The following is a 25960-nucleotide window of genomic DNA, read 5'->3' on the forward strand; positions in this document are numbered from 1 at the left end:
GAACTTCGCGGTGCGTGTCATGCACTATCAAAGCGGTTGACCTAGCGTATGGTATTTCCCGTGATGAAAAATCAATGGGCGCCGGGCCTGATAGCGATGCTCTTCGACCAGGCCGATGAACAGAACATGATCGCCATAGGTCTGATGCGACACGATGCGGCATTCGAAAATCGCGGCGCAGCCCTGAATCCGCGGCACGGCGCCGGGACCAAAACGCCATGTCACACCCTCGAAGCGGTCGTCGCCGGGCCGCGCGAACCGGCGCGAAATGTCGATCTGGTCCTCCGACAGCACGTTGACGGTGAAATGAGAAGCGGCCAGAAACGTCTCTGCGCAGCCGCTGCTCGTGCGCAGCGACCAGAGTACGAGTGGTGGTTCGAGCGACAGCACGTTAAACGAGTTGGCCGTCAGTCCGACGGGGTCGCCCGTGGAAGATGCGGTCGACAAGATGGTTACCCCTGTCGAGAAGGCGCTCAGCGCCTGGCGCAGTGACACCTGCGGCGACAGTCCCTCTGCAACGCTCGGCGTAACGTCTGTCACGACTGCGCTCCCATAAGAATCGGCACGACCTCGTGAAGATCGCTTGCTGTCTCAAGCTGCAAGGCGTGTTCAATGATCGCGGTCTGTGCGGCTGCCGGAAGGCTCGCCGTGCAGTCGAAGAACTTTCTGATGAGCGGTTGCGCCTCGGCTTCTGGCGTTTCCGTTCCCCGGGCAATATCCGGGTTGCTTGCGTGTTCGTGGCCATCGCGGGTATGGATGTTTAACTGGCCGGATGCGCGTACGCCGTTGTTGTCGCGTGCACTGGTTTCCAGATGAATCCGCTGCGCCAGCGCGCAGACGCGTGAGTGGGTCGCAGCCCAATCCTGAGCGAAGTGAGAGAGCCGCACGTTGCCTTCACTGAGCGCCAGCGCGATCGCGTACTTCATGCTGAAGCGGGTGCGCTCGGGCGACGGCACTTCGTTTCCCGCGTCGTACGGTTGACACAGTTCTGCGGCTGCCCCGTCGACGCACACGATTACCTTCTGAACGTCGTCGGCTGTTAGCTGTAATCTCCTGCGCAGATCGATTGCGGATTCGATATAGGCTTGTGCGCCATCGCAAGCGGGATATGGCTTGAATCGCAGGTCGGCCGTCATCCAGCGTTGGCCGAGATCGCTTCCGATAACATCGAGTTGGTAGGCACCGGCACCCGCAAACGCATTGAGAAAACCTTTACTGCCTTCGATAGCGGAACGCGAACCCAGAAAGCCTCGCTGCGCCATTCTTGCTGCGACGACGCCCGCGCTGGCTGCGCTGCCGGCGCTCACCAGTCTGAAGTTGCATGACGCGGCGGTCCACTCGTGCGAACCGGCCGCAAAGCTGGACACGGCACCGATCGCGAGCGCGGTCTGGTCGCCAGATAAACCGAGCACGCGCGCCGCTGCGGCCGCGGCGCCGAATGCCCCGCAAGCCGACAGCGGTGCAACACCGTTTTTCGCCATGGCCGCGGCGCCTGACGCCGCTATGCGGATGCAAACTTCGATACCGGCAGCCAGCGCAGCGAGCGCGGTACGGCCGTTCACCCGTTCTGTCTGCGCGAGCGCCAGGACCGCAGGGAGCACTACCGCGCCGGGATGGGTCAGCGAGTCGAGGTGGATGTCATCGAAGTCGAACCCGTGCATCATTGCGCCGTTGACGAATGCGGCGGTGCGCGCCGAACTGCGCTGCGTCGTGCCGATGAGGGAACAGGCCGCGAGTTCAGCATCCGCTGCTGCCATGTCGAGAAGTTGGCGCGCCAGCGGTTCCTCGCGAAACGCGATGGCGACGCCTAGCGCATCGAGCACGTGAAGCTTCAGCTTACGCGCGAGGGGCGCAGGCAACGCGTCATAGTTCAGTGCGGCGACGAAGTGCCCCAGTGTTTCGCTACAGGTCGAAGACCTTGGGATCGCGTGATTCATACGGACTCCAGATCGACTGCTACAGCACCAGGTGAGCAAGCGAGTGATGCTGTGAAGTGGCGCAGGTCGCTCGTTGCGCGAAGCTGCGACACGCATTCGAAGATACGTGTTGCTTGCTCGTCGCCGACGGCCGGCACGGCGTTCTGAAAAAACTTGCGCGTGATTGATTCGGCCGACCACGGATTTTGCGGCGTGCCGCGGCAGGCAAGCGTCTGCTGAGTCAGTTCGCGCCCATCGCGTAGCAGTACGCTGACGTAGCCGCGCAGCGCGACGCCTTCGGCATAGTGCTCATCGACGACGTAGCGGACCTTGCGTGCAAGATCGCTGCGCCAATTCTGGCGGACGGTGTCGGGCAGGAAGGTTGCGTGGCTGACATCGCGGTCAATCAACGCGGAGGCGACCGCGTACGGCATGCTGAACTTCGCGCCGTACTCGCTAGGCGGAACAATTTTTTCTTCAATGGGCTCGCATAGCCGAAGACCGATCAAGGTGCTGACGCGAACCTCGATACATTCGATGTCTTCCCGCGCGAAACTGTGTCGCGCGGCGATATCGAGCGCGCAGTCAATGTACGGATGCAGACCCTGGCAGCACGGATAGACCTTGTAGGCGAGGCGCGTGGCCTCCCAGCGCGAGCCCAGTTCATGCGTGAGTTCCGCGAGGTCGTAAGCGCCTTCGCCGGCGAGAGACGGCAGAAACCCGTAAGTGCCTTCGATCGACGTGGCGGGCGCCGTGAAGCCGCGCGAGGCCAACTCTGCAGCGAGCAACCCTGCCTGCGCGGCAATGCCCGAGTGAATGCATTTGTTCGATGAACCGTCGATCGTACTTTCATGCAAACCTGACGCATGAGCGGCTGCAATGCCGATCGCACTGACTGTTTGCTGTTCGCTCAGGCGCATCATCCACGCCGCGCCAAGCGCGGCACCGAGCGTCCCGCACGACGAGGTCGGATGAACGCCGCGGCGCAGCAGCGCCGGGCCGCCAGCCAACCCAAGGCGTGCAGTCATTTCGATCCCGAGGGCCATCGCGGTGAGCAGGTCGGGGCCGGAGCGCCGGTATTTCTCCGCTAATGCCAGCATCGCAGGAAAGAGGGTAGCCGTCGGATGCAGGACCGCGTCGAGATGCGTATCGTCGAAGTCCAGACCGTGGCCGAGGCAACCGTTGAAAAACGCCGCGCTTCTTGCCGGGACGCGTTCAGCAAGGCCTAGCAGCGTGGCTTCAGGTGCGCCGCCGTCAGCGATCGTGAGTTCGGCCAGGAGACGCGCGTAGGCCAATGAATTGGCGACGAGACATACGCCGATGGTGTCTAGCGTATGCCAGCGCATCTCTTCGAATACGGTGTCGGGAATCGTTGCTTCGCGGACAAACCGCGCGTAGTGCTGTGCGATCGTGCTCATCTTGGTGTTCCTGTCCATAGCCTGCAGCCGGCCGACATGCTGTTCTGTCATGGCGATTCGCTGGCGCCAGGCGTGGGTATTCGCGGTACTCAATCGACGTAGCGCCGCTCGATCTCATTCAACATCGAAAGGCCGACGATCTCGTTCAATTGCGCGAACGACACTTGCGATGGGTACGCGGCCTCGTCATCGGCCAGATGTGCCGCCAGATGCGCTTGAATCGCACCGGCGACGCTATAAAGAAGCGAAGGGTCGATGACGACGCGAAAGCCGATCTCGCGCACCGTTTGCCGGTCGAGGTAGCGCATATAGGTCTCGCCGCCGCGCGAGTTGTTGCCCAATGTCGGCACGTCCATGCGCTCGACGAACTCCTTCATCTCGTCGATATCCTGCAACGCTTCCATAAAGACGATGTCCGCGCCGGCGGCCTGAAATTCCAGACAGCGCTGCATCGCTTCGTCGAAGCCCAGCAGCCTGCGGGAATCCGTGCGAGCGAGGATCACGATGTCTTCGCCCAAGGTTTCCCGGGCGTCGACAGCGGCACGGATCTTCGCCACCGCCTCCGGGCGCGAAATGACGGCTTTCGCGCCGATATGGCCGCAACGCTTGGGCATCACCTGATCTTCGAGCATGAGGCCGGCGGCGCCTGCTTTCCGAAGTTCCATCACCGTGCGCCGTACGTTCATCGCATTGCCATATCCCGTGTCCGCGTCGACGATCACTGGAAATCCCGGCAAATGAGTCGTCACATCGCGGACCTGTGCAGTCATTTCGGATAGCGTCAGATACCCGGTATCAGGGAGACCGAGGCGGGTCGCAGACACCTGGTATCCGCTCAGAAACGTGAGCGGATACCCAGCGTTGCGCATCATCCTCGCCGACATCGCGTCATAGCAAGCGGGGACGAAATGGGTCGTTGGCTCAACCAGCAACTGTCTTAGGTTTTCTACAGCGTTCATCGGGAGTTCCTCATGGAATATCGAATCGGCATCGGGCATTTGCGGTCGAACCGCGTCAAGTTTGCGCAGACGATGATGAGCACCTTCGCCGGTATTGAGAGGGACCGGTGCCCGAGATCGTCTAGAAGAGGTGCATTAAACCCACCCGGATCGATGACTGCATGTTCGACGTCGAGGTCGTGAGTCCGAAAATATCGGCGTCTGTGCCGCTATACGCATGCATGTTGATAACGCTTAGATACACATCCGTCGTCTTCGAGAGCCGGTAGTCGATCGTTGCCGACGCGAGGCCGTATTTCTTGCCCTGGAAGGTCTCGTACGCGTAACCAGCGGACGCGGAGAAGGCCGGCGTGAACATGTATTGGCCGCTCATTTCGTACGTCAGAAAGTCGCCGGAATTCTGGCCTACCTGGACGTTGGTGCCGGTGAACATCCCGTACAGTCCAAACTTCTCCCAGCGATAGTTGGCCGCGACGGCCACCGTCTGCGTGCGATCGACGTTGACGTTAGCCGCGACAATCGCCCCTGTTTTCGGATTGATCGTGCCGATACTGTGGCCAAACAGGGTAGTGGTGCCGAAGAAGGCGGCGAGCGGCATCACCTGCTCATAGACTGCTGTATAAGCTGCCCCCGCGGTAAAGCCGCCTTGCTGATAGCGCGCGCCAAAGCTCACCGTGCGGCCCGTGGCGCCGGGAGTGCTCTGGGTGCCGAATGCGTACATTGCGCCGAATGTCAGGCCGTGGTAGTCGGGGCTCACGTATTTGACCGCGCTGTCCGAGCGCTCGCCAGATACGCGGTCAATATCGCCAATGTGAAACGCGTATGCGGTATTGAACAGCGCTGACGAGCCGACCACGCCGACGTACTCGACAATGAAATCGTATTGGCGCCCGAGCGTGAGCGTGCCGTAAGGGCTGGACAAGCCCACATAGGCCTGGCGGCCGAATTCGCGGCCACCTTGAGCAGAAGTGCCGTTCTCGACGTTAAAACCGCTTTCGAGCCTGAAAATTGCCGAGAGGCCGCCGCCGAGGTCTTCTTGCCCTACGAAACCCCAGCGGTTGCCGCGCATGATCGACGATTGCTCGAGGGCCTGATGGCCGCCGCCTGCGTTGGTGACATAGGTCACGCCATTGTCCAGCAGGCCATAGAGCGTGACGCTCGATTGCGACCAGGCCGCCGACGATCCGCAACATAGGAACGCACAACAAAGCATCTTTTTAGTCATAAGGTCTCCTTGGATATTATTGACGTCGCGCCCGTTTGGACGGGCGGTGCTGTGGCCATGTCGTGACCGATGCGTCTCCTCACGCTTCGCTCTTGTTGCTCGACCAGGCCGCCTTGCCTCTATCGATCGTTTTTCCAGCAACTGCAAATTGGCTGGAAGCCTCGGCTCACGTGGCTCGCAATAGCATGCGGTCATATCGTGGCTTGTCGGGATCGACTTTTAAAACGTCTGTGCCGATCGCGCTTGGGCCGCACGTCGATTCAGGCATCAAGCGAGTGCTTCGCGTGGCGCAGGGGCTGCCGGATGATCGTTCCGTGAAAATATCGGCAGACCGAGCACGAAGAGCGTTGACTCCTCCAACGCAATAAGACTTACGTTTTCGTCGGGCGCGATTTCGATCGCCGTACCCGCCGTCCACACGTTGCCGTTGCAAGCGCCGCTGCCGCTCAGCACGTAAAGCAGGCGAATGCCGGCGCGTAGCGGCAAGTCATGGATAGCGCTGCTCGACAGCTTGAGTTGACTGAGTTCGATCGATCGCTCGGTAAACGTGCCGAGCGGCTTGAGAAGGACACCCCTGTTACCGCCTGTAGCGGCCTGCCACGCGAACCCGTCCGGCTGCAGATGGATTGGCGCGCGATAGCGCGGTTGCACATATTGGATCGACCTTCCATTGACAGACTCCCAGATCGCTTCATAGCCGTCGCGATTGCGAGCCGTTTGCGCTGCACGCGCGTCTTCGGCACGATGAAAAGTGCCCTCAATGAAGGTGCCAACCTGGCTGAGCGCCTTGAAGCCTTCGCGCAACTGCCGCTGGCTCATGAAGCCATGACCGCTTGCGCCGCCGAACTGGACGATCAGGCCGACGCAGTCGCCGTTGGGCTCCTGCGCCTGCGGCCCGTAGTGCTGCCCCTCCGGAAAATATCCGATCTCACCGGGCAGGATGTCCTTCTGCCTGCCGTAGTTGAGCTTGCCACTGATGCCCATGCGGACCTGGTCGAAGTTGTGGCGATGCACAGGTGCGACAAAATCGGCAAACGCTTTGTACAGGCTCAGGTAGTAGTTGTCCGGTGCACCCTCGGTTCCGATTAGTAAGGTCTTGAATTCGATCTGGCCGCCGCGATGGTTCGACACAGCGGTCCATTCGACTTCATTTGCGTGCGTGATTTTCATGTTGGGTGCTCCTGATGCAGTGGTGAATTTTTGGTCGCCCTGTTGTCCGCGATCATTCTCAATGCGTAGGACAATCGTATATTGATCGTCGGACACTTTCAAGTGATTTTCGTTTTCTGTGAAGTATCAAAAGACAAGTGTGAGGGCAAAATACCGGAAATTTCGGTAAATAAGGGACAGATATTGATTTGCACTAAGGTTTACGGTGCGGTTTACCCCCATTTATCGTCCGACAGTGATTGCTATAATCGTCCGGCGATAAGGGCAGGTTAGACGAGGCTTGAATAATCGTCCGACGAACAAAACCGAACATAGGTGGGAGACATGAACAAACTGACGGGAGTCCTTCCCGCCGCCGCAATGGAAGTTGAGCAAACGGACGGCAGAGGCAAATCGCTTCGCGTAATCGTGCTTGCCAGCCTTGGGGGTGCGCTCGAAGGCTACGATTACCTGCTGTATGGGCTCTTTGCCTCGTATATTTCGGCCGCATTCTTCCCGACGGGAAATGCGGTGACTTCGCTTGCAAGCACCTTTGCCGTATACGCGAGCGGCTATTTCGTCCGTCCGATCGGCGGCCTCGTGATGGCGCACTTCGGCGACATCGTCGGGCGACGCAAGATATTCCTTGTCTCCATGCTGGTCGTCTCGTTGGCCACCATTGCGATGGGCCTGATGCCTTCCTACGAAAGCGTCGGGATGGGCGCGACAATCGGCTTCGTTCTGTTGCGGGTGGTTCAGGGTTTCGGTGTTGGAGGCGAGGTCGCGGGCGCGATTACTTATGCGGCGGAATCAGCGGGAAAACGGCTCGGTCTGGCGTGCGGCGTCCTGTTCGGTATCGGTTGCGCCGGCTCGGTGTTTGCGTCGACCGTCAATGTATTTCTGCAGACTCTGCTGCCGGCGCGCCTCGCCGAGCTCTACGCGTGGCGTGTCGCGTTTGTGATCGGAGGTTTATTGGGTTTCGTCTTCCTCTGGACGCGACGCTATCTGAGCGAATCGGCTGCGTTCGAGAGGGTCAAGGTCGTGCGCGAGACGACGCCATTTGCGGAGGTCATGCGCGATTACAAGCCGCAGATCGTACTAGCGCTCTCTATGATCAGCGTGGTCGGCACCTATAACGCGTTCTTGCTGGCGTACCTGCCCGCGTACCTGATCCGGGTTTTGCACTACAGTGGCGCGGAAACTGCGGCCGGCGTTGGAGTCGGCATCACGTCACTGGCCATCTTCGTGATTGGGATGGGCGCGCTCGCCGATGCCACGTCCAGAAAATGGATGTTCAGGCTTGGCGCTTTGTGCATGACTGCTGGCGCATGGCCAATGTTCCATGCGCTCGCGACGCATCATGTCAGCCTGACGGTGCTGTTCATACTGTATGGAATTTTCGGGGGCATGACGCACAGCTCGTTCGTCGCGATGCTCGCAAAGCTGTTCCCGACCCGTGTGCGCTTCACAGGCGTTGCGTTCTGCTACAACATCGGTCTGGCAGTGTTTCAGGGCTTGACGCCTATCATGGCTACGCTACTGCTTCTCCGGAGTGGTCATTCGTTGGAGGCGCCTGCGTTCGTGCTGATCGGCACCGCTTGCGTGGCACTAGCCGCATCATTTTTCGTGCATCGCTTTACGCCGCATTTGTGAACTGCGTTCGAGCCGGGGGGCGATCCGTCTTTGAGCGTGAACCGCCGCGACCGGTACCGCTCCGCCAGAGTTATCCGTACCGGTTCCGCGCGTTAAGCCGCATTATGCATGCGCAGGGATTGGCGTAATTGCACGCGTACCTGCGTAGGATTCGCTAGTTGGATTCGTGCAGCGTTTCCAGAATGACGTCTCTTAGCCATGCCGTTGCCGCGACATTATGTTGTCGCGTGTGCCAGTGCAGAGTTACATCGAACGTGGGCATCTCGATCGGAAGTTCCAGCACCCTTAAAGGGCCGTAAGTGAGAAAGACCTTTCCGACTCGGGACGGCACTATGGCAACGAGGTTGGTTCTGGCAAGCAAGCCGGGAAGTCCGGTGAAATTTGCGATCTTTGCTTTGATGTGCTGGGCCAGGCCGTGCTCTCGCAGTGCCTCCTCGATCATTCGATGGCCGGTAAACGGCGACGAGACAACGACGTGGCGCGCGGCGGTGAATGCGTCGAGTGTCATTTGATCGCCGATCGAACCGGAGTGCCTGCTTAGCAGGCAAACATACCGCTCTCTGAACAGAGTCGTGCGCGTTGTGCTGCCGAGCCGGACACCTGCCAGGTTTCCGATGGCAGCGTCTAGCCGTCCTGATGCAAGCATCTCGGGAATCGCTTCCACTACCGTTGGTACGACCTCGAGAGCGACGTGCGGAGCCTCGGCGGAGAGGCGCTCGAGCAAGGGAGGCAAAAACACCAGTTCGCCTATATCGGACATCGACACGCGGAAGCGGCGCTGCGACTGCGCCGCAACGAATACCTTGTTTGAGTCGACGGCGTGTTCGACCAATGCCAGGGCGCCGCAGAAATCGCCATAGATTCGTTCTCCGCTTTCCGTTGGGCGCATGCCACTTGGCGTACGTTCAAAAAGCGGATCGTCGAATAGCTCTCTTAGTTTGGCAAGTGAATAGCTGACGGTCGGCTGAGTCAGGCACAGGCGCTGCGCGGCGCGAGTGACGCTTCCCTCGTCGTAGATGGCGAGGAAAACCTTCACCAGATTCAGGTCGATGTTAGTAGGTAGCACGTGTCTGTCAGATCAGTTGGTGATAAGCAAATGGGTGAATCGACCGCCTCTATAACGGTATCAGAGTCGAACGCGTTTGCAGCACGTAAGAGATCACAAACTAGCAAGTAAAGCCCTTATTTCAGGGCATACCCTTATTATCGATGAGATCTATGAGGACCGTAAAATCATTCGATTAGATGGCGTTCGATTTCACGGTTAGCCTTGTATGCACATAAGGACACCACCCCGGCAAGAAAGAGGTGGCGGTCCGCCATACAAGGAGAAAACGTGGAACGCTCGTTTCAAGAAGAAGTGCGTAGTCTTTCACTGGGGAAGGGCGAAGTTTTTCGCGGCGAGGGCATTCTTGCCGTCACAAAAGCGCTGTTGCAATCTGGCGTTAGCTACATTGGCGGCTATCAGGGTGCGCCAGTCTCGCATTTGATCGATGTGCTCGGCGACGCGCGAGACATGCTCGACGAGCTCGGCATTTACTTCGAGAACAGCGCGTCCGAAGCGGGCGCTGCCGCCATGCTTGGCGCGTCGATCAACCATCCGGTGCGCGGAGCGGTCACCTGGAAGTCAACTGTCGGCACCAACGTTGCCTCGGATGCCTTGTCGAATCTCGCGTCGGCGGGCGTGATCGGCGGAGCGGTCGTCGTGCTCGGTGAAGACTATGGCGAAGGCTCCAGCATTATTCAGGAGCGGACTCATGCCTTCGCGATGAAATCGCAAATGTGGCTGCTTGATCCTCGGCCGAATCTCACGTCTATCGTCGATGCGGTCGAGCAGAGTTTCGAATTGTCGGAGGCGAGCAACACACCGGTCATGCTGCAGTTGCGCATTCGCGCGTGTCACGTGCACGGCGAATTCACGTGCAAGGATAATCGCGCTCCGGTGATCTCCCGAAAGCATCTGATCGAAAGCGCGAAATTCGACTACGGCAAGATTTGCCTTCCTCCGTCGACCTATGCGCACGAAAAGCAGAAGATCGAGCAGCGCTGGCCGGCGGCCGTGAATTTCATTCGGGATCGCCAATTAAATGAGACCTTCGAGGGTTCGTCCACGCAGTCGGTCGGCGTGATCCTGCAGGGCGGCCTTTATAACGGCGTATTGCGTGCGCTTCAGCAACTAGGACTTGCCGATGCGTTCGGCGACAGCCAGGTTCCGTTGCAGGTGCTCAATGTCGTCTATCCGCTTGTGCCCGACGAGATCATAACGTTCTGCAGGGGCAAGACCGACGTGCTGATCGTCGAAGAAGGACAGCCCAATTACATCGAGGACGCGATCGAAGCGATCCTTCGCAAGAGCGGTGTATCGACCCGGATCCTGGGAAAAAGCGTCTTGCCGATGGCAGGTGAATACACCGGCGAAGTCCTGTTGCGTGGCATTACCACCTTCCTGACGATGACCAGCCCTGAAGGCATCGACCTGCAGCGCTCGGTCGAAGTGTCGTCGGATCTTATCGCTCTGCGGGAAAGCGGTGCCAGGTTGCTCGACGGCGCCGTGCCGAACCGGCCGCCCGGTTTTTGCGTCGGTTGTCCGGAGCGGCCGGTGTTCTCGGCGGTCAAGCTCGTTCAGGAGACGCTCGGGCAGATTCACGTCAGCGCGGATATCGGTTGCCACACGTTCGGCACGCTGCCACCGTTCAACGTCGGCAGCACCGTGCTTGGCTATGGACTCGGATTAGCCAGTTCGTCAGGCATCGCACCTTTGATGAACACTCGCGTGCTCAGCATCATGGGCGACGGCGGGTTCTGGCATAACGGCTTCACCAGCGGCGTGATCAACGCGGTCCATAACAAGCACGATTCCGTGCTGTTGATCATGAAGAACGGCTACACCTCCGCGACCGGTACGCAGAACATTCCGTCTTCCGTCAAGGCCCGCGAAACGGTGCAGTTGCCACTGGATATCTCCAGGGCGCTCAAGAGCGTTGGAGTCGATTGGATCAAGACGGTGACGAGCTATAAGGTGTCTCACATGGTCGACGCCCTTACCGATGCCATGACCACCAACACACCCGGCCTGAAGGTGATCATCGCGGACGGCGAATGCCAGCTCGAGCGCCAGCGCCGCATCAAACCGGTCATTGCAAAGCGCCTGAAACAAGGCAAGCGGGTCGTTCGTACCCGCTTTGGTATTGATGACGACGTGTGTACTGGAGATCATTCATGCATCCGCTTGTCCGGCTGCCCGTCTCTGACGATCAAGCCTAATCCGAGCGCCTTGCGCACCGATCCCGTTGCGACCGTCAATCAGAACTGCGTGGGTTGCGGACTCTGCGGCGAGGTCTCGCACGCCGCAGTGTTGTGCCCGTCTTTCTACAAGGCCGACGTGGTACAGAATCCCGCGCTCGGTGAACGCATGCTCGCACGAATCAGGGCGTTCGTAATCGAGCGGTTGGCGAGCTCACGTTCACTTTCGATGACGGCCTGAGACCATGACAAAACCCATCACTATCCTCGTCGCGGCGCTCGGCGGCGAAGGCGGCAGCGTGCTGGCGGACTGGCTCATCAGTGCCGCGGACGCGCATGATTTCCCGGTGCAGAGCACGTCTATTCCCGGCGTCGCGCAACGCACCGGCGCAACGACGTATTACATCGAGATCTATCCCGTTCCACGTTCGGAGCTCGGCGGGCGTCAGCCGGTTTTCTCGTTGACGCCGAATCCCGGTGACGTTGATGTGGCGATGGCGTCGGAGCTGGTGGAGGCGGCCCGGATCGTTCAGAACGGCTTTGTGCATTCGCAGCGAACGGCGGTGATCGCATCGACTCATCGTGAATATTCGGTGTCCGAAAAAATGGCCATGGCCGACGGTCGCTACGAGTCGCACAAGGCACTGGACGCGCTGCGCACCATGGCTCGGATTTGCGTGTTGTTCGACATGCGCGAAATGGCCTGGAGAAACGGTACGGTCATCAATACAGTGATGTTCGGTGCCGCGGTCGGAACTGGCGTCCTGCCGTTGTCACGGCATTCATGTGAAGCGGCGATCCGCGCGTCGGGTAAGGCGGTCGAGGCGAGTCTCAAGGGATTCTCGGCAGGTTATGCGGTTGCCAAGGAGGCGCTTCGATCGTCTGGAGACGGTGCCGGGGCCGTAGTTTTACCGGCTGGCTTGCGTGAGGTGATCCAGTCGGGCGCAGACCTGACTGCCGACTATCAGGACGAACGTTATGCCCGGGACTATCGCTCGACAGTAGAGTCGTTATTGCACTTTGAGATTGATGCGGGCGGCGGCCCTGCCGAGTGCCCGGTCACGCGGGAAACCGCACGTTTCCTTGCGCTCTGGATGAGCTACGAAGACGTGATACGCGTGGCGGATCTGAAGACACGGCGCACGCGGCTGGAGAAGGTTCGAAAGGAAGTGTCGGCACGACCGGAGGACGTGGTGAAGGTGACTGAGTTCCTTAAGCCGGGCCTCGAAGAAATGCTCTCTGTCCTCCCTCCGAGGCTTGCTCACTGGGCTGCACAACGCAAGGTGCTGACGCGCAGGCCCCTCAATGTCGGCCTGCATATCCGCACGGACACCGTGACCGGTTTCATGATGTTATGCGCGTTGCGCAGCCTGCGGCGCGTTCGCCGCCACACATCGCGCTTTCGCAGCGAACATGAGTTGATCGTTAAGTGGCTCGACGCCATCCGCCGCTTGCTGGCTACGCCGAAGCTGACGCAGGCTGCGTATGAACTGGCGCTCTCCGGCAATCTGGTCAAGGGGTATGGCCAGACGCATGCACGCGGCAGGAAGAATCTCCAGGCCATTCTCGCCGATGTCGACAGGCAGGATTTGACCCAGGCCGGCGGACTGGCCGCACGCATCAAGCAGGCGAGGGAGGCGGCGCTAGCCGATCCAGAAGGACGCAAGCTTGCTCAGGCGCTGGGGTTGCCTGTGCCGGAACCAGCGTTCAAGCCGATTAACTTTGTTCGCAACAAGCGCGCGGCATAGACGCTGCGAAATCTTGAGCATGACGTCATGGGAGCTGCACCGGCTATCTTTGCCTGCGGCAGCTTCTCAAGAATTCAATGAATCCATTGCCGAATGATGGGATCGCGGAGACGTTGACGAGGGAACCGGTACTGGTTGCCCTCGGTATCCAGGTTCGCCTGTTACGCGCTCGCCGTGGCATGACGCGGCGTGATTTGGCGCGGCAAGCGAGCGTGTCCGAACGCTATCTGGCAAATCTTGAAATGGGTGCGGGCAATTCATCAATCCTCGTGCTGGAGCGCCTCGCACAGGCGCTCGGAAGTCCGCTGGTCAACCTGCTCGGCGATCCGCTGACCCGCTCGGCACAAGGGGCGCAGATTCGAGAATTGCTGTGCGATCAACCACCCGCTACGTTACAGATCGTTCTTGACACGCTCAAACACGTGCTCGCCGCGGTACCGGCAGACCCTGGCCGTCATCGTCGCATCGCGCTGGTCGGTCTGCGTGGCGCTGGCAAATCGACGCTGGGCAGGATGTTGGCCGACGAACTATCGGTGCCATTCATCGAGATCACGAGTGAAATCGAGCGAATCGCCGGATGCGTGCCCTCGGAGATTCATGCGCTGTACGGAGCGACCGCTTATCACCGGTATGAATATCGCGCACTCAAAGAAGTGCTGGAGCGCCATTCGAAGGTGATCATTGCATCGCCATGTGCGCTCTTGCCGGAGACCCGGACACTCAACTTCTTGCTCTCGCACTGCTTCACCGTATGGCTGCGTGCGACGCCGGAGGATCACATAAAGCGGGTGATCGGCCAGGCTGCCCCGAGCCTGATGCAAGATACGAGCGAAGCGATGAGTGACCTGCGGACCATCCTCGCTAGCCGCTCGGCGCATTACGATCGTGCGGATATCTCATACGACACGAGCGGCAAGACATTGGCCGAGTGCTATATCGGTATGCGTGATTTGATTCTGACGAGCACCGGCGACGGCACTCGGCCATCGCGGGATTGAGTTGTGGGGTCGTTCAGGACCTTGACGCGGACGTACGTGTCGCTTTTCTTAAACTCTGGTTTTTCAGATCGACCGCTAGCGAAGTGGAAAAGCGGTCATCCTCGGCGTTAATGGAATGGGGAATCGGGAATGGACGCCCTATTGAGCACGGAAAAAATAGGCGGGGAGTCTCCGGGTCGGTCAGGTCTGCCCGGATCGGCGCTCTGGCAACGCCTCCACCGCACTCAGTTTTTCCACCACCAGCCCAATAAACGCCGACACCGCGGTCGGCAAGTGCCGCCGGCTCGGATACAGCACGATCATGCCGCCGCTCGTGCGCTGGTACTGCGGCAGCACCGGCATGAGCAGGCCGGCCTGAACGTCGAGCCTGGCCATGGTGGGCGGCAGCAGCGCGATGCCCAGGCCAGCCACAGCGGCTCTGCGCAGTGCCAGGGCAGTGTTGCCGCTGAAGCGGCCGGCGACCTGCACTTCCTCCTCCACGCCATCGGGGCCGGCCAGGCGCCACGTGGCGCGGCCGCTGGGGTGGGCGGAGATCACGCACCCGTGCTTCGCCAGGTCTTGCAGCGTGCCGGGTGTGCCGCACGCGGCAATGTAGGCGGGGCTGGCCACCATGCCATCGGAGTGGGTGCCGAGGAGCTGGCGGCCGACGTAGCCCGAGTCGCTCAACGGCCCGCCGCGAAAAGCGACGTCGATCTGCTCGGCAATCAGATCGGCTTTGGCATCACTGAGCACGAAGTCAAGCCGCACCAGCGGATGTGCGGCCAGAAATTCGGCCACCCACTCCATCGGGAAGAAGTCGAAGAAATCGGCAGGCGCCGCCACGCGCACCAGGCCACTGGGTTGCTGGCTACCGATAAGCAACTCCTGGCCTGCTTCGAGCAGTCCGTCGACCGCGCCTGCGCAGCGCTCGTGAAAGGCCTGGCCAGCGCTGGTCAGCGTGAGCTTGCGGGTCGAGCGTTGCATCAGCCGCGTGCCCAGCTGGGTCTCCAGATGCTGGATGCGCCGGCTCACGGTGTTGGGCGGCAGGCCCACCCGCCGGGCCGCCTCGGCAAAGCTGCCGCAGCGCACCACCTGCACAAACATGGCGATGTCGTTCAGGTCGAACACGAGGTTATTCCTTCTATATATGGATGAGTTCAATACTACTACGCTATCTATTAAAGTAATTGATGCGATCCTAAACTCGTGAGCATTGGACCGAAAAGCCCTTCAGCGGCGCCAGGTACCCTTTTTCATCCATTTTTTCAGGAACAGCTCATGAGCTCACAAACACCCCGTATCGGCATCGTTATCGGCTCGACCCGCGAAGGCCGCTTCGGCGAAAAACCGGCACAGTGGATTCACGAGATCGCCCAGCAGCGCACCGACCTGGCCTTCGAGCTCATCGACCTGCGCGACCACCCGCTGCCTTTCTTTAACGAACCGATGTCGCCGATCTACGCGCCGGTGAAGAATGAGGCCGCGCAGCGCTGGGGCGCGAAGCTCGCCACGCTGGACGGGCTGATCGTGGTGACGCCGGAATACAACCATGGCCCGACCGCGGTGCTGAAAAACGCACTGGACTACGCCTACAAGGAATTCATCCGCAAGCCGATCGGCTTCGTCGGCTACGGCGGCGTGGGCGCGGCACGTGCCGTGGAGCAGCTACGCCTGGTGGCGACCGAGTTGCAGATGGCGCCGGTGCGCAACGCCGTGCACGTCGGCATGGTCGAATTCCTCGGCATCTGGCAGCAGGGCAAGAGCTTCGACGACTACCCGCACCTGGCGCAGGCTGCCATCGGGCTGCTCGACGACATGGCCTGGTGGGCCAAGGCGCTTAAGACCGCGAGAGAGGCCATATGAACGCCGCCGTCGCCACGAAAATCCGCGCCATCGTTCATCGCACGCGCGGCAGCGCACATGGGCCGATCACGCGGCTTGTGAGTCCGGGCGACCTGGGCGAGTTTCTGAAGCCCTTCGTGTTTCTCGACCTCGTCGACCATGACGGCGCGCCGTTCAACGGCAGCCTGCACCCCCACTCGGGTATCGCCACCTTGACCTACATCATGGAAGGTGCGGTCAGCTATATCGACCCGGACAACGCGAGGGGGACACTGCCGGCTGGCAGCATCGAATGGATGCAGGCTGGACGCGGCATGTGGCACGGCGGCGGTCTGGACAAGGCAGGGCGGACACGCGGCTTCCAGTTGTGGATCGCGTTACCGCCGGAGTTCGAATTGGGCCCGACCGTATCCATCTATCAGTCCCCTGAGGATGTGCCGGAAGACGGTCCGGCGCGAGTCCTCCTGGGCAGCTACGGGTCCGCATCAAGCGCCATCGCATCCCCTTCGCCGATCAACTATCTGGCAGTGCGCCTGAAAGCCGGCGAGCATTGGCGTTACCAGCCGCCGGCGGGCCACACGGTTCTTTGGACCGCCATCGCATCGGGTGTCGTGTCGGTTCCCGACGAACTGAGGCACGGCGATCTCGCCGCTTTCGAACCGTCGAGCGAATCGGTCGAATTCACCGCGCTAACCGACGCCGAATTCGTTCTCGGGTCGGCGGCGCCACACGAGCACGACCTCGTGCTGGGCTACTACTCTGTCCATACGAGCCCGTCAGCCCTGCGGGATGGAGAGGCGCACATCAATGCTATCAAGACCGGCCTTGTCCGCGAGGGTCGACTCTGATGGCCACCAGCAGGCCGGCCCAGCCTTCAAAGCCGCGCACCAACGGTTTTGTCGCGATGAGAAAGCACGGTTGGACGAAGCCTGCTGGTGGATGCGCTGTTTTATGGAACCAGGAAATAGAATTGCTGTGCGGCGCGGACAAAGGGGTTCTTCTGAGGGATTTCATCTGCCCCTTGGCGATCATGTGCATGTCTCGATACCACCCAAAATGATGCGCGCACAACGGAAGTCCTTGAAGCAGCCCAGCATTGGTGTGAGGATCTTCATCGCGCCGTCTTGACTCAGGCTTCCGGCACGTCCGGAATCGGCCCTGTGGCGTCCATATCGGTAGACACCGAGAAATCGCGCCAGCAATCCGCAGCGGCGCCTCGTGCCTGCTCTGCTTGGCGAGCGAACTGGAACGCGTCACTTCCGAGAAGAATGTGTGGCGGCAAAGTCTCCGCTTCCGCGACCTTGAGCACGACCTGCGCGACCTTGACGGGATCGCACGATTCGTTACCCCAGTATTGTTCCAACATCTTCGTGGTTGCACCGACAGATGCCTCGTAGTCGGGCAGCAATGGGGCTCGATCTGCATTGGCACGTTTGCCCCAATTCGTCCGCATCCCGCCCGGCTCTAGTGCGGTGACCTTCACGCCGAAGGGCGCAGTTTCGAGCGCGACGCCCTCGGTAAAGCCACCCACTGCCCACTTGGAGGCGAAATATGCCGCATTGCCCGGCACAGCGAAGCGTCCGCCAACCGAGGAAATCTGAATGATGTGCCCGCTGCGTTGTTGGCGCATCACCGGCAGTGCAGCGCGGGTGAGGTTGACGACCCCAAAGAAGCAGGTTTCAACAAGCATGCGAAAGTCGTCAGATGGAACCTGCTCAAACGGTCGCGTGTCGCCGTAGCCTGCATTGTTGACAAGCACGTCGATGCGCCCGAACGCCTCGACAGCCAAGTGAACTGCTGCGATGCCCTGCGACTCGTCCGTCACATCCAGCGATGCGGTTCGCACTCGCTCGCCGTATCTCTCGACGAGATCTGCCAGCGCGTTCGTATCGCGTGCCGTTGCCAGCACCTTGTGCCCTGCCTCGAGCGCCGCTTCAGCGATGTGGCGGCCAAGACCGCTTGCACTTCCGGTGATCAACCAAACTTTCGACATTTTCCAGCTCCTTAAAGTGCATAAATAGGTGACTAGACAGTCATAAAATGATGAAAATTAAATCGATTTCATGGGGACGGACCGTAAAGCGAACGCACGGCACGTTTCTGCACCTCGATGCCCGATTCGACGGTCTGAGAAGGGCAACTGCTCTCATCAGATTATTCACGGTGTGTCGTTACCAGGACACAAGAAACCAATAAATGAGTGACTAGACAAGTATTATAATGATAAAATTAGCTTCGATTGTCAAGCTCTTCCTGCATTGTGTGACGACCGGCTCGAATCAGGCATATAGCGGAGTCCTGACCTGTTCGCGACGTAAGGGTTTCTGTCCGCGCCGCGCGCCAATGCTCCGTATGGCGCCGGAATCAGCAGAACCGCAGGCCGATCCGGTGGCATCGGATTCTATGTCGACAGGCGCAGAAGCTTAGATGGTCTTTGCGGGAAAACGTGTGACGCCAATTCATCGCACGTACAAATGAATGGTCATATAGTTATCTAATTGAGTCGGAGAATCGCCTAATCATGGCCAGACAAAAGAATGAAGGCAGGCGCCAGGCAATCATCGACGCTGCGATCGTACTAATCGCGCGCGAAGGCCTTGGGGCTGCCACGGCAGCGATCGCTAAAGAGGCCAATATACCCAACGGATCATTGTTTACCTATTTCCCCACCAAGAACGACCTGCTCAATCAGCTCTATCTGGAGATCAAGTCAGAGGTGATCGAATCAGTCGACGAAGGTTTCTCGGACGCCATAGGCGAACGGGCGCAGATGCTGCACATGTGGACGCGTTGGACGGCCTGGGGCGCAAGGAACGCGGAGAAGCGGCGCGTACTCGCCCAGCTCAGCGCATCGGATCTGATACCTGAGGAGGTCAAATTAGCTGGCTATACCGCGGCCAATCGGTCTGTGAACCTTGTTCAACAGGTCGCGAGTCAAGGGGCTCTAAGAGATCAAGCGCCGGCCTTCGCTGGAGCGATTGTCGAGTCCTTCGCCGCCACGACGATGGACTTTATGATCCGCGATCCGGCACGTGCTGATGAGATTTCATTGTCTGCATTCGAGGCGCTTTGGAAGGCATTGCGTTGAGGATGTTGTGTTCATTGCGTCCGTGCCGCGAACTCTTCGCGCTTATTGCCCGGTGCCTCACCAATGATGGCAGAACGCCCGTAAAAACATAAAGGCAGCGCTACACGATACAAAGTGCGCAACGGTACTCACGCATGTGATGCTCGATGTGCAGTTCGAGCGCAGCGAGGTATGAATGGCGTGACGGCGTATGAGACCTTGATGCGCGGATGTCAGATCGTTAGCCGCGCGGGCAGCAAGATTCGTGGACTTGGTCATGACTCATCTCTGCGCGGGATTACAGTGTGCGGGCAACGTGCACGGCGAAGGTGTGACGAACAGTTCGCTACGGGAATGGGTGTCATCAGGATTCCCGAGACCGGCGATCGGATTCCCGTGCCGGAGACCGGGAGAACCAATAGCGCACAGTGGAGTATGTCCAGGCCACGGGAATACCGACGGAGTTAGGCTGCGCGCACAGAGGGAGTCGTTGCTTAGAGGAGAGATGCTGCCCATGACTGGCAAGAGACGGGTGGTCCATAATGCGACTGCAGAAAGACGCGCGAGGCTGTCGAACTGGCGATGCTGGAATCGGTGGCCTGGTTTAACCACAATCGATTGATGGAGCCGGTCGGCTATATCCACCCGCTGAAGCTGAGGCAAACTACTGGTGGTAACTCAGCAATTCTGCTGCAGTGCTGGTATCAACCTAAATTAAGCAGCCTCCACGATTCCCGGGGCGGTCGAGCGCTTCAGTATCTGAAGGACTGCATTGATGAGCGTAGTGGCGGGGCGCGCTAAAGGCGCAGCAAGAACAAGCGAACTACGAATGACGGGTGAATCAATTAGCGCAATCTGTACCTCAGGCTGCACCCCATATGCCAATATAGCGCCCTCCGGCAATATGGTGCAGCCCATGCTCCTGGCCACCAGGGGAATGATTGTCTGGGTCGCACCCACCTCGGCTATCACATCGAATTGAATCCCATGCTCGGCCAACTTTGAATCGATCAGCACGCGCAATGCGTTGGGTGGTGCAGGCAAGATCATGGAATATCGCGCCAGCGTATGCAGTGTCACGGGTTTCGAGATGGTCTGGTGTTCTGGTGCCACGAGGAAGAGGCGCTCCGTACGCACGGTCTCAAATGATAGAGCTGGTGACGGCTGTGGATCGAAGAGCAACGCAACGTCGAGCCGTCCGCCAATCAGCAGTTCCCGGAGATTGACGCTCAACCCTTCCTGGATCGACAGGGATGCGCGGGGAAAGAGTTTTCTGTACTGCTGCACTAGCGGCATTGTCAAGCCCCGAGCTATGCGCGGCGGCAAGCCTATGGTTACCTTGCCTGCGGGGCTGGATTGGAATTCCCGCAGCTCATCCCGTGCATCGCGCGCGAGGCTTAACATCGCTCGCGCATGAGGCAGCAGTGCACGCCCCGCCTCGGTCGGGATCACGCCTCTGCCGGTTCGGTCCAACAGACGCTGTCCAAGATCTCCCTCCAGCATCGCGATTTGCCTGCTGATCGTGGGCTGGGTAAGGTTCAGGCTGGCAGCGGCGCGGCTAAGACTACCTGCGTCGCACACGCTAACGAAATATTTCAGCTGAAGAAACTCCATGGTGCTTTCGGCAAGGACCTGTGAGTGAATGGAGCACTCCCCATAGAGAAGACGTATATCTGATATAGATGGGGCTTCACTTCCGCGTGGTAGTGCGGAGGGTCACAATGGTTCGAAACCCTCCCAGACGGATATGTCCATTATTTATAGCACAGATGCCGATAGGCACGATAAGTGTTTGGCTCCGCCAGTCAGCCAGCCACCAAGGAAAATCGAATTACCCGCCCATTCTTGGGATTGTCATGTCCATGTTTTTGGGCCATTTTCCGAGTATCCATTAAAGTCAGAAAGAGGGTATACACCTCCTGAAAGTATGGCCGAATCATTACTGGCTCATTTGCACACGCTCGGATTGGAATATGGCGTTATCGTGCAGCCGAGTGTATATGGCAATGACAATTCATTGATTACTCGTGTCGTGCGAGAAAATTCCGAAAGGACGCGAGGGGTGGTGGTCCTGAGGGCGGATGTCGACAAGAATGAAATTGCCCACTTGCACGCCAATGGAGTTCGGGGGTTTCGCATTAATGCACTTTTCCCCGGTGGTGCTGACATGCAGTCCCTAGAGCGCACTGCTGCTATTGTGGCCGATTATGGATGGCATGTGCAGCTATTGATCGATATCCGCAATTTGTCTCAATTGAGTGCGCGCCTCAGTCAACTCCCGATTCCCGTTGTTTTTGATCACATGGGACATTTTCCATATGAGCTCGGCATTGAGTGTCCAGGCTTTGAATTACTGCTTAGGCATTTGGATTCCGGTAAAACATATGTGAAGCTCTCGGGTTCTTACCGTATGTCCAGCTACAGCTCACATATCACGGATGTGGCATCCATTGCCGGACAGTTGATAGCAGCAGCACCTGAACGTATGGTATGGGGCAGTGACTGGCCACATGTGGGCCTGAAAAGCGGTATGCCGAGCGCGGCCGATCTGCTCGATGGACTGTGTGTATGGTGCCCTAACGCTGCGATACGCCAAAAAATCCTGTCAATTAATCCATTGAATATTTATTTTTGAAAAACTGGGGATACAAGTGACAGAAAAGAAGGTCAAATTTTTCAGTGATGGAATTCGTCTGGCGGGCACGCTGATGTTTCCCGATGATTATCGGGCAGGGCAGAAAAGACCGGCTATATTGATTTGCCACGGTCGTTTCGCCATAAAAGAATGGGTTCCATCGAGATGGACGCCCCACTTTCTGGCGGCAGGCTACATCTGCATGAGTTTCGACTACCGCAATCTGGGTGAAAGCCAAGGTTCGCCCGGAAACATCATTCCTCAGGAAGAAGTACGAGACGTCAGCCATGCCATCACCTTTTTGCAACAGCAACCTGAAGTGGACGCGCAATCCGTGGGTGTGCTCGGATGGGGACTGGGCGGCGGCGTGGCGGTGTGTGCGGCTGCACGGGATGATCGTATTAAGGCGGTCGTGTGCGCCAGTGGAGTTGCTAATGGCCGCGATTATGGGAAGGTTGGGTTGACCGAAAACCAGTGGCAGGAACGTCAAAAGGAAATTCGCGAAGATCGGGTGCGCCGCGTTTTCGAAGGCAGTTCCAGAAAGATCCCTCGCGCTAATGTACGGGGAGCGCCTGATCAGAGGACCGAGACGGTCAATCAGCGTCAAAGCTGGTTTGATAGCTTGGCCACCGTGGTAGGGGCAGAGCGCGCGGCTGATTCGGTAAAACTGGGTATTCCGGACGAAATCAGTCTAGAGTCGATGGAAGCCCTGTACGAATTTTTCCCCGATGCCCAAGTGCACCTGATCGCACCACGTCCGCTGCTCGTGATCCACTCCACTGAAGACCACGAGTTCCCCTTTGAGCATGTCCGCAAGCTCTACACCCTCGCGCAACAACCCAAGCAACTCATTGAAGTGCAAGGGGCAGGTCACCTTGATTGGATTGACCCGCAGCACCCGACCTGCCCGATCTACGTTCTCCAGGTGGTTTCGTGGATGCAGGCTCAGATCCCGTACCCCCTTATCACAAAGACCCAAGGCGCGAATGAAGCAAACGAAACGTAGTCGATCCATTACCGTAGCCGCTATTGAGTTGTCGACAAAAGCGTTGAGTCGTGCGACAGATTTGGCTGCGAAATAGTTTCGTGACGAGCAACCACTAGTGTCAGCGGACGCTGCTGGGCAAAGATAGGCTTCAGATTTTGGATCGTCAGCACATGCAGTCTACGCATTAATAGATGCAACATTCATTAAGAAGAGCTTAAGGGAAAAGATTTTACCGATTCGTGAAGAAAGGTGGCGCAAATGGTCGGCGTCAGCGCCTCTGTCTGGTGAAAAGGGGTCACCGGTGAGTTGCCGGGAAACACATATTTCGGCACGAGGTAGGAAAAGAATCGGAGCCAAACGTGGCCGGTACATGCATCGTTGCTCGTTAAGAAATCAAACGAAAGAGGTTGATGCGTGGATCGGAATCGCTCATCAAACTGTATCGATTTATTGATAGAAATGTTCTGGGCTAAAGGAGAGGCGAGACATGCATGCGAAAATGTCAACGATTCAGTTTTCAGGTGCTAAACCTAGGTTAAGAGAAGTTATTGCCGCGACGATCGGAACGTTATTCGAGTGGTATGATTTGGGGATATACGCGACTTTCACGGTAACCCTTTCTCATCAATTTTTCCCGGTGAGTGATAAAAAAATCTCGCTATTACTCGGACTGTTAACTTATGCTTCAGCTTATGTAATCCGTCCACTAGGCGCGGTTATCATTGGAAATTATGCAGACAAGGCTGGTAGGCGCCCAGCACTCGTACTTTCGGGTGGCCTAATGGCAATTGGAACGTTGATTACCGGAGTTCTTCCTAACTATGAAACTATCGGATTGGCTGCGCCTATTCTTCTTGTAGTTGCCCGACTCATACAAGGATTTTCTGCAGGAGGAGAGTTTGGTAGCGCAAATACTTATCTGACGGAACAGAATCCGAAGCGAAAGGGGTTTTACGCTAGTCTGCAGTTCTCCACCGTGGGTATTGCCATCTTGATGTCGTCGGCATTCGCCTATGTTTTGAATAACAGCATGTCCCACGAAAATTTTGAGTCTTGGGGATGGCGTCTACCATTTCTCTTCGGCCTAATCATTGCCCCGGTTACATATTATATTCGTAAGAATATTGATGAGTCACCGGAGTTCTCGAAAACACCGAATGAGTCTCCGTTACGACATGCCCTGCGGGATGATAAATGGAGTCTGCTTGTGGGCGCTATGATTGTAGCGGGAGGTACCGTCGCAAGTTACGTCAATATATATATGCCGACCTATGCGATGACTCATCTTCACTTACCGGCTTCGGCAGCGTTTATTGGTGGAATTACCGGAGGATTGGTGAGCGCCTTTTTTCCTCTCATCGCTGGTGCGTTAGCAGATCGCGTCGGCGCAGTGCGGGTCATGCGCATTGCAATGATCGTTGGTATAGCAATAGCGTACCCGATGTTCCTATTTCTCAATATGCATCCGTCCGCCGCGACGCTGGCACTTACCCAGGGAACGATGAGCTTCGTGTTTTTCAGTTTTTATTACTCGCCAGTCGGGTCCGTACTCACGCAACTTTACCCAGCAAGCCGCCGCACAACCTGCGTATCGATCAGCTATGTTGCGTCTCAAACTTTCTTTGGTGGAATCACGCCTGTCGTAGTCAACTGGATGATCACAAAAACTGGGAACCCAATGGCGCCAGGATTTTATTTGAGCGCGGTTGGAATTCTGAGTCTCTTTGCGCTTACCGCTGGAAAGAGGCTTGGTGCCCGATGAGATCAAAACGAATGTTAACCTGAACAGACCCGCAAGAAAGGTGAGATTTTTTCATCGTGTTAATCAGTATGCTGATAATTATAAAATTTCCTTGGAGATATCATGAAAAGGATCACGCGTTGCATGGTTGCTGCTGTGGCGGCCTCGTTGTCAGCAGCATCACACGCTCAAACTACAGTTACGCTTTACGGAATCATTGATGCAGGATTCGCCTACGTAAACAATGCGGCCGGCGGCAAGCTGTATACGATGAGCAGCGGCAATCTGCAAGGCAGCCGATGGGGCTTGCGCGGTAACGAAGACCTCGGCAGTGGCCTCAACGCCATGTTCGTGCTCGATAGCGGTTTCAACGTGTTCAATGGACGCCTCGGTCAGAGCGGCGACGAATTCGGGCGCCAAGCCTACGTCGGCCTCTCATCGTCGCGGCTCGGTAGCGTCACGCTCGGACGGCAATACGACTCGGTCGTTGATTTCACCGGTCCACTGGAAGCAGGCAGTCAATGGGCAACCTACTATGGCGCGCATCCTGGCGATCTCGACAATCTGAACAACTCAAACCGTGTGAATAACGCGATCAAATATACGAGTCCGGTAATCGCGGGATTCTCAGTCGGCGCGCTTTACAGTTTCGGCGGCGTGTCCGGCGATTTCAGCCGCAATCAGATCTGGTCGGTCGGCGCTGGCTATGCCATGGGCCCCCTCACACTGGGTGCTGGTTATCTACACGTGAAGGATCCGAACTTTTCGTTTTTCGGCAACAACGCGTTGTCGAGCGCGACTGCCTCGAATATGACTGGCTCCCCCGTCTATAGCGGCTATGCGTCAGCGGGCACTCAGGATGTGGTCTCGGTCGGCGGCTCATATGTATTTGGCGGTGCAACACTTGGTGCGACCTATACGAATACTGGCTTCAAGGATCTCGGGCAAGTGAATGCGGCCACGTTGGATCCATTGCATTATTCGGGCAGCGAACGCTTCCACAATGCCGAAGCCAACTTCAAGTATCAACTCACGACCAGTCTTCTGCTCGGTATCGCGTACGACTACACCAAAGGGTATGGCGTCCATGACGTGCAGTACCAACAGGTTATGCTTGGTGCCGACTACTTCCTGTCAAGGCGCACGGATCTGTTCCTTACCGGCGTATATCAGCATGCGAGCGGCACCGATTCAACCGGTGGTCAAGCGGTGGCGGCGATGAATTTCCTTACCCCGTCGTCGACATCGAGCCAGTTGCTGACGATCGCGGGCATTCGTCACAAGTTTTAATCGACGACGCGAGATAGCGCGTCAACATCGTTGGCAGGATCGTTTGATCGCGCCGATTCACCTCTTAGACGTACTGTGTCAGCGGCAAATGCGTTGTCGATTTGCCGGT

General features: G+C 58.0%; 21 protein-coding genes and 1 pseudogene. 11 read left to right on the forward strand and 11 right to left on the reverse strand.

Going from position 1 to position 25960, the window contains the following annotated elements:
- Positions 1-27: 27 nt before the first annotated feature.
- From AWB69_RS17480 to AWB69_RS17505, 6 genes are all read right to left on the reverse strand, one after another.
- Positions 28-540, reverse strand: a complete 513-nt coding sequence (locus tag AWB69_RS17480) for a flavin reductase family protein (RefSeq protein ID WP_063977833.1) — start codon at positions 538-540, stop codon at positions 28-30.
- The gene (locus AWB69_RS17485; RefSeq protein ID WP_062086933.1) at positions 537-1937 is read right to left on the reverse strand and encodes an MmgE/PrpD family protein; all 1401 of its coding nucleotides are present in this window, start codon (positions 1935-1937) and stop codon (positions 537-539) included. Before AWB69_RS17485 ends, AWB69_RS17480 begins: the two co-directional genes overlap by 4 nt.
- Complete coding sequence (locus AWB69_RS17490; protein WP_197500265.1) at positions 1934-3334, reverse strand: MmgE/PrpD family protein; 1401 nt, start codon at positions 3332-3334, stop codon at positions 1934-1936. The genes AWB69_RS17485 and AWB69_RS17490 overlap by 4 nt, the downstream gene beginning before the upstream one ends.
- Before the next feature lie 89 nt (positions 3335-3423).
- Complete coding sequence (locus AWB69_RS17495) at positions 3424-4293, reverse strand: isocitrate lyase/PEP mutase family protein (protein WP_197500266.1); 870 nt, start codon at positions 4291-4293, stop codon at positions 3424-3426.
- Positions 4294-4414: 121 nt separating this feature from the next.
- On the reverse strand, positions 4415-5518 hold the full coding sequence (locus tag AWB69_RS17500) for a porin (protein ID WP_062086939.1): 1104 nt from the start codon (positions 5516-5518) through the stop codon (positions 4415-4417).
- A 267-nt stretch (positions 5519-5785) separates the two neighbouring features.
- Complete coding sequence (locus AWB69_RS17505; RefSeq protein ID WP_156528882.1) at positions 5786-6688, reverse strand: hypothetical protein; 903 nt, start codon at positions 6686-6688, stop codon at positions 5786-5788.
- A gap of 324 nt (positions 6689-7012) precedes the next feature.
- Between AWB69_RS17505 and AWB69_RS17510 the strand changes: the two genes are divergently transcribed.
- Positions 7013-8320, forward strand: a complete 1308-nt coding sequence (locus tag AWB69_RS17510) for an MFS transporter (RefSeq protein WP_062086944.1) — start codon at positions 7013-7015, stop codon at positions 8318-8320.
- A 154-nt stretch (positions 8321-8474) separates the two neighbouring features.
- On the opposite strand, the gene AWB69_RS17515 is transcribed toward AWB69_RS17510, so the two are convergent.
- Positions 8475-9356 carry a LysR family transcriptional regulator gene (locus AWB69_RS17515; protein WP_062086946.1) on the reverse strand — a complete coding sequence of 294 codons (882 nt, stop codon included), beginning with the start codon at positions 9354-9356 and terminating at the stop codon, positions 8475-8477.
- A 300-nt stretch (positions 9357-9656) separates the two neighbouring features.
- On the opposite strand from AWB69_RS17515, the gene AWB69_RS17520 reads away from it, so the two are divergent.
- The 3 genes from AWB69_RS17520 (at position 9657) to AWB69_RS17530 (ending at position 14309) form a co-directional block, all read left to right on the forward strand.
- Positions 9657-11804, forward strand: coding sequence for a thiamine pyrophosphate-dependent enzyme (locus tag AWB69_RS17520; RefSeq protein ID WP_062086948.1), 2148 nt, complete (start codon positions 9657-9659; stop codon positions 11802-11804).
- A gap of 4 nt (positions 11805-11808) precedes the next feature.
- Positions 11809-13311 (forward strand): DUF6537 domain-containing protein, encoded by a 1503-nt coding sequence (locus AWB69_RS17525; protein WP_062086950.1) that lies wholly within the window; start codon positions 11809-11811, stop codon positions 13309-13311.
- 77 nt (positions 13312-13388) lie between these two features.
- Positions 13389-14309 carry a helix-turn-helix transcriptional regulator gene (locus AWB69_RS17530; protein ID WP_062086953.1) on the forward strand — a complete coding sequence of 307 codons (921 nt, stop codon included), beginning with the start codon at positions 13389-13391 and terminating at the stop codon, positions 14307-14309.
- 180 nt (positions 14310-14489) lie between these two features.
- Here AWB69_RS17530 and AWB69_RS17535 read toward each other — a convergent pair whose 3' ends face one another.
- The gene (locus tag AWB69_RS17535) at positions 14490-15416 is read right to left on the reverse strand and encodes a LysR family transcriptional regulator (RefSeq protein WP_062086955.1); all 927 of its coding nucleotides are present in this window, start codon (positions 15414-15416) and stop codon (positions 14490-14492) included.
- A 150-nt stretch (positions 15417-15566) separates the two neighbouring features.
- On the opposite strand from AWB69_RS17535, the gene AWB69_RS17540 reads away from it, so the two are divergent.
- Together AWB69_RS17540 and AWB69_RS17545 are read left to right on the forward strand one after the other, a co-directional pair.
- Positions 15567-16151 (forward strand): NADPH-dependent FMN reductase, encoded by a 585-nt coding sequence (locus tag AWB69_RS17540; protein ID WP_062086957.1) that lies wholly within the window; start codon positions 15567-15569, stop codon positions 16149-16151.
- Complete coding sequence (locus tag AWB69_RS17545; RefSeq protein WP_062086959.1) at positions 16148-16978, forward strand: pirin family protein; 831 nt, start codon at positions 16148-16150, stop codon at positions 16976-16978. The genes AWB69_RS17540 and AWB69_RS17545 overlap by 4 nt, the downstream gene beginning before the upstream one ends.
- Before the next feature lie 101 nt (positions 16979-17079).
- Here AWB69_RS17545 and AWB69_RS48705 read toward each other — a convergent pair.
- A pseudogene (locus AWB69_RS48705) lies at positions 17080-17230 on the reverse strand (IS6 family transposase); the annotation flags it as partial.
- Between the two features lie 29 nt (positions 17231-17259).
- Positions 17260-18123: an SDR family NAD(P)-dependent oxidoreductase gene (locus AWB69_RS17550; protein ID WP_062086961.1), complete on the reverse strand. Its 864-nt coding sequence runs from the start codon at positions 18121-18123 to the stop codon at positions 17260-17262.
- Positions 18124-18651: 528 nt separating this feature from the next.
- Here AWB69_RS17550 and AWB69_RS17555 point away from each other — a divergent pair.
- Positions 18652-19218, forward strand: a complete 567-nt coding sequence (locus tag AWB69_RS17555) for a TetR/AcrR family transcriptional regulator (protein WP_062086963.1) — start codon at positions 18652-18654, stop codon at positions 19216-19218.
- A 693-nt stretch (positions 19219-19911) separates the two neighbouring features.
- Here the strand turns inward: AWB69_RS17555 and AWB69_RS17560 are convergent.
- On the reverse strand, positions 19912-20811 hold the full coding sequence (locus AWB69_RS17560; protein ID WP_062086965.1) for a LysR family transcriptional regulator: 900 nt from the start codon (positions 20809-20811) through the stop codon (positions 19912-19914).
- A 133-nt stretch (positions 20812-20944) separates the two neighbouring features.
- Here AWB69_RS17560 and AWB69_RS17565 point away from each other — a divergent pair, with 133 nt between their 5' ends.
- From AWB69_RS17565 to AWB69_RS17580, 4 genes are all read left to right on the forward strand, one after another.
- Positions 20945-21832, forward strand: a complete 888-nt coding sequence (locus tag AWB69_RS17565; protein ID WP_062086967.1) for an amidohydrolase family protein — start codon at positions 20945-20947, stop codon at positions 21830-21832.
- A 16-nt stretch (positions 21833-21848) separates the two neighbouring features.
- Complete coding sequence (locus tag AWB69_RS17570) at positions 21849-22838, forward strand: alpha/beta hydrolase (RefSeq protein ID WP_231937150.1); 990 nt, start codon at positions 21849-21851, stop codon at positions 22836-22838.
- Between the two features lie 469 nt (positions 22839-23307).
- Positions 23308-24582: an MFS transporter gene (locus AWB69_RS17575; RefSeq protein WP_062086969.1), complete on the forward strand. Its 1275-nt coding sequence runs from the start codon at positions 23308-23310 to the stop codon at positions 24580-24582.
- Between the two features lie 102 nt (positions 24583-24684).
- Positions 24685-25851, forward strand: a complete 1167-nt coding sequence (locus AWB69_RS17580) for a porin (RefSeq protein WP_156528883.1) — start codon at positions 24685-24687, stop codon at positions 25849-25851.
- The last annotated feature ends 109 nt before the right edge of the window (positions 25852-25960 follow it).

Origin of the sequence: Caballeronia udeis (assembly GCF_001544555.2) — a bacterium.
In the GTDB taxonomy this organism is placed as follows: Bacteria; Pseudomonadota; Gammaproteobacteria; order Burkholderiales; family Burkholderiaceae; genus Caballeronia; species Caballeronia udeis.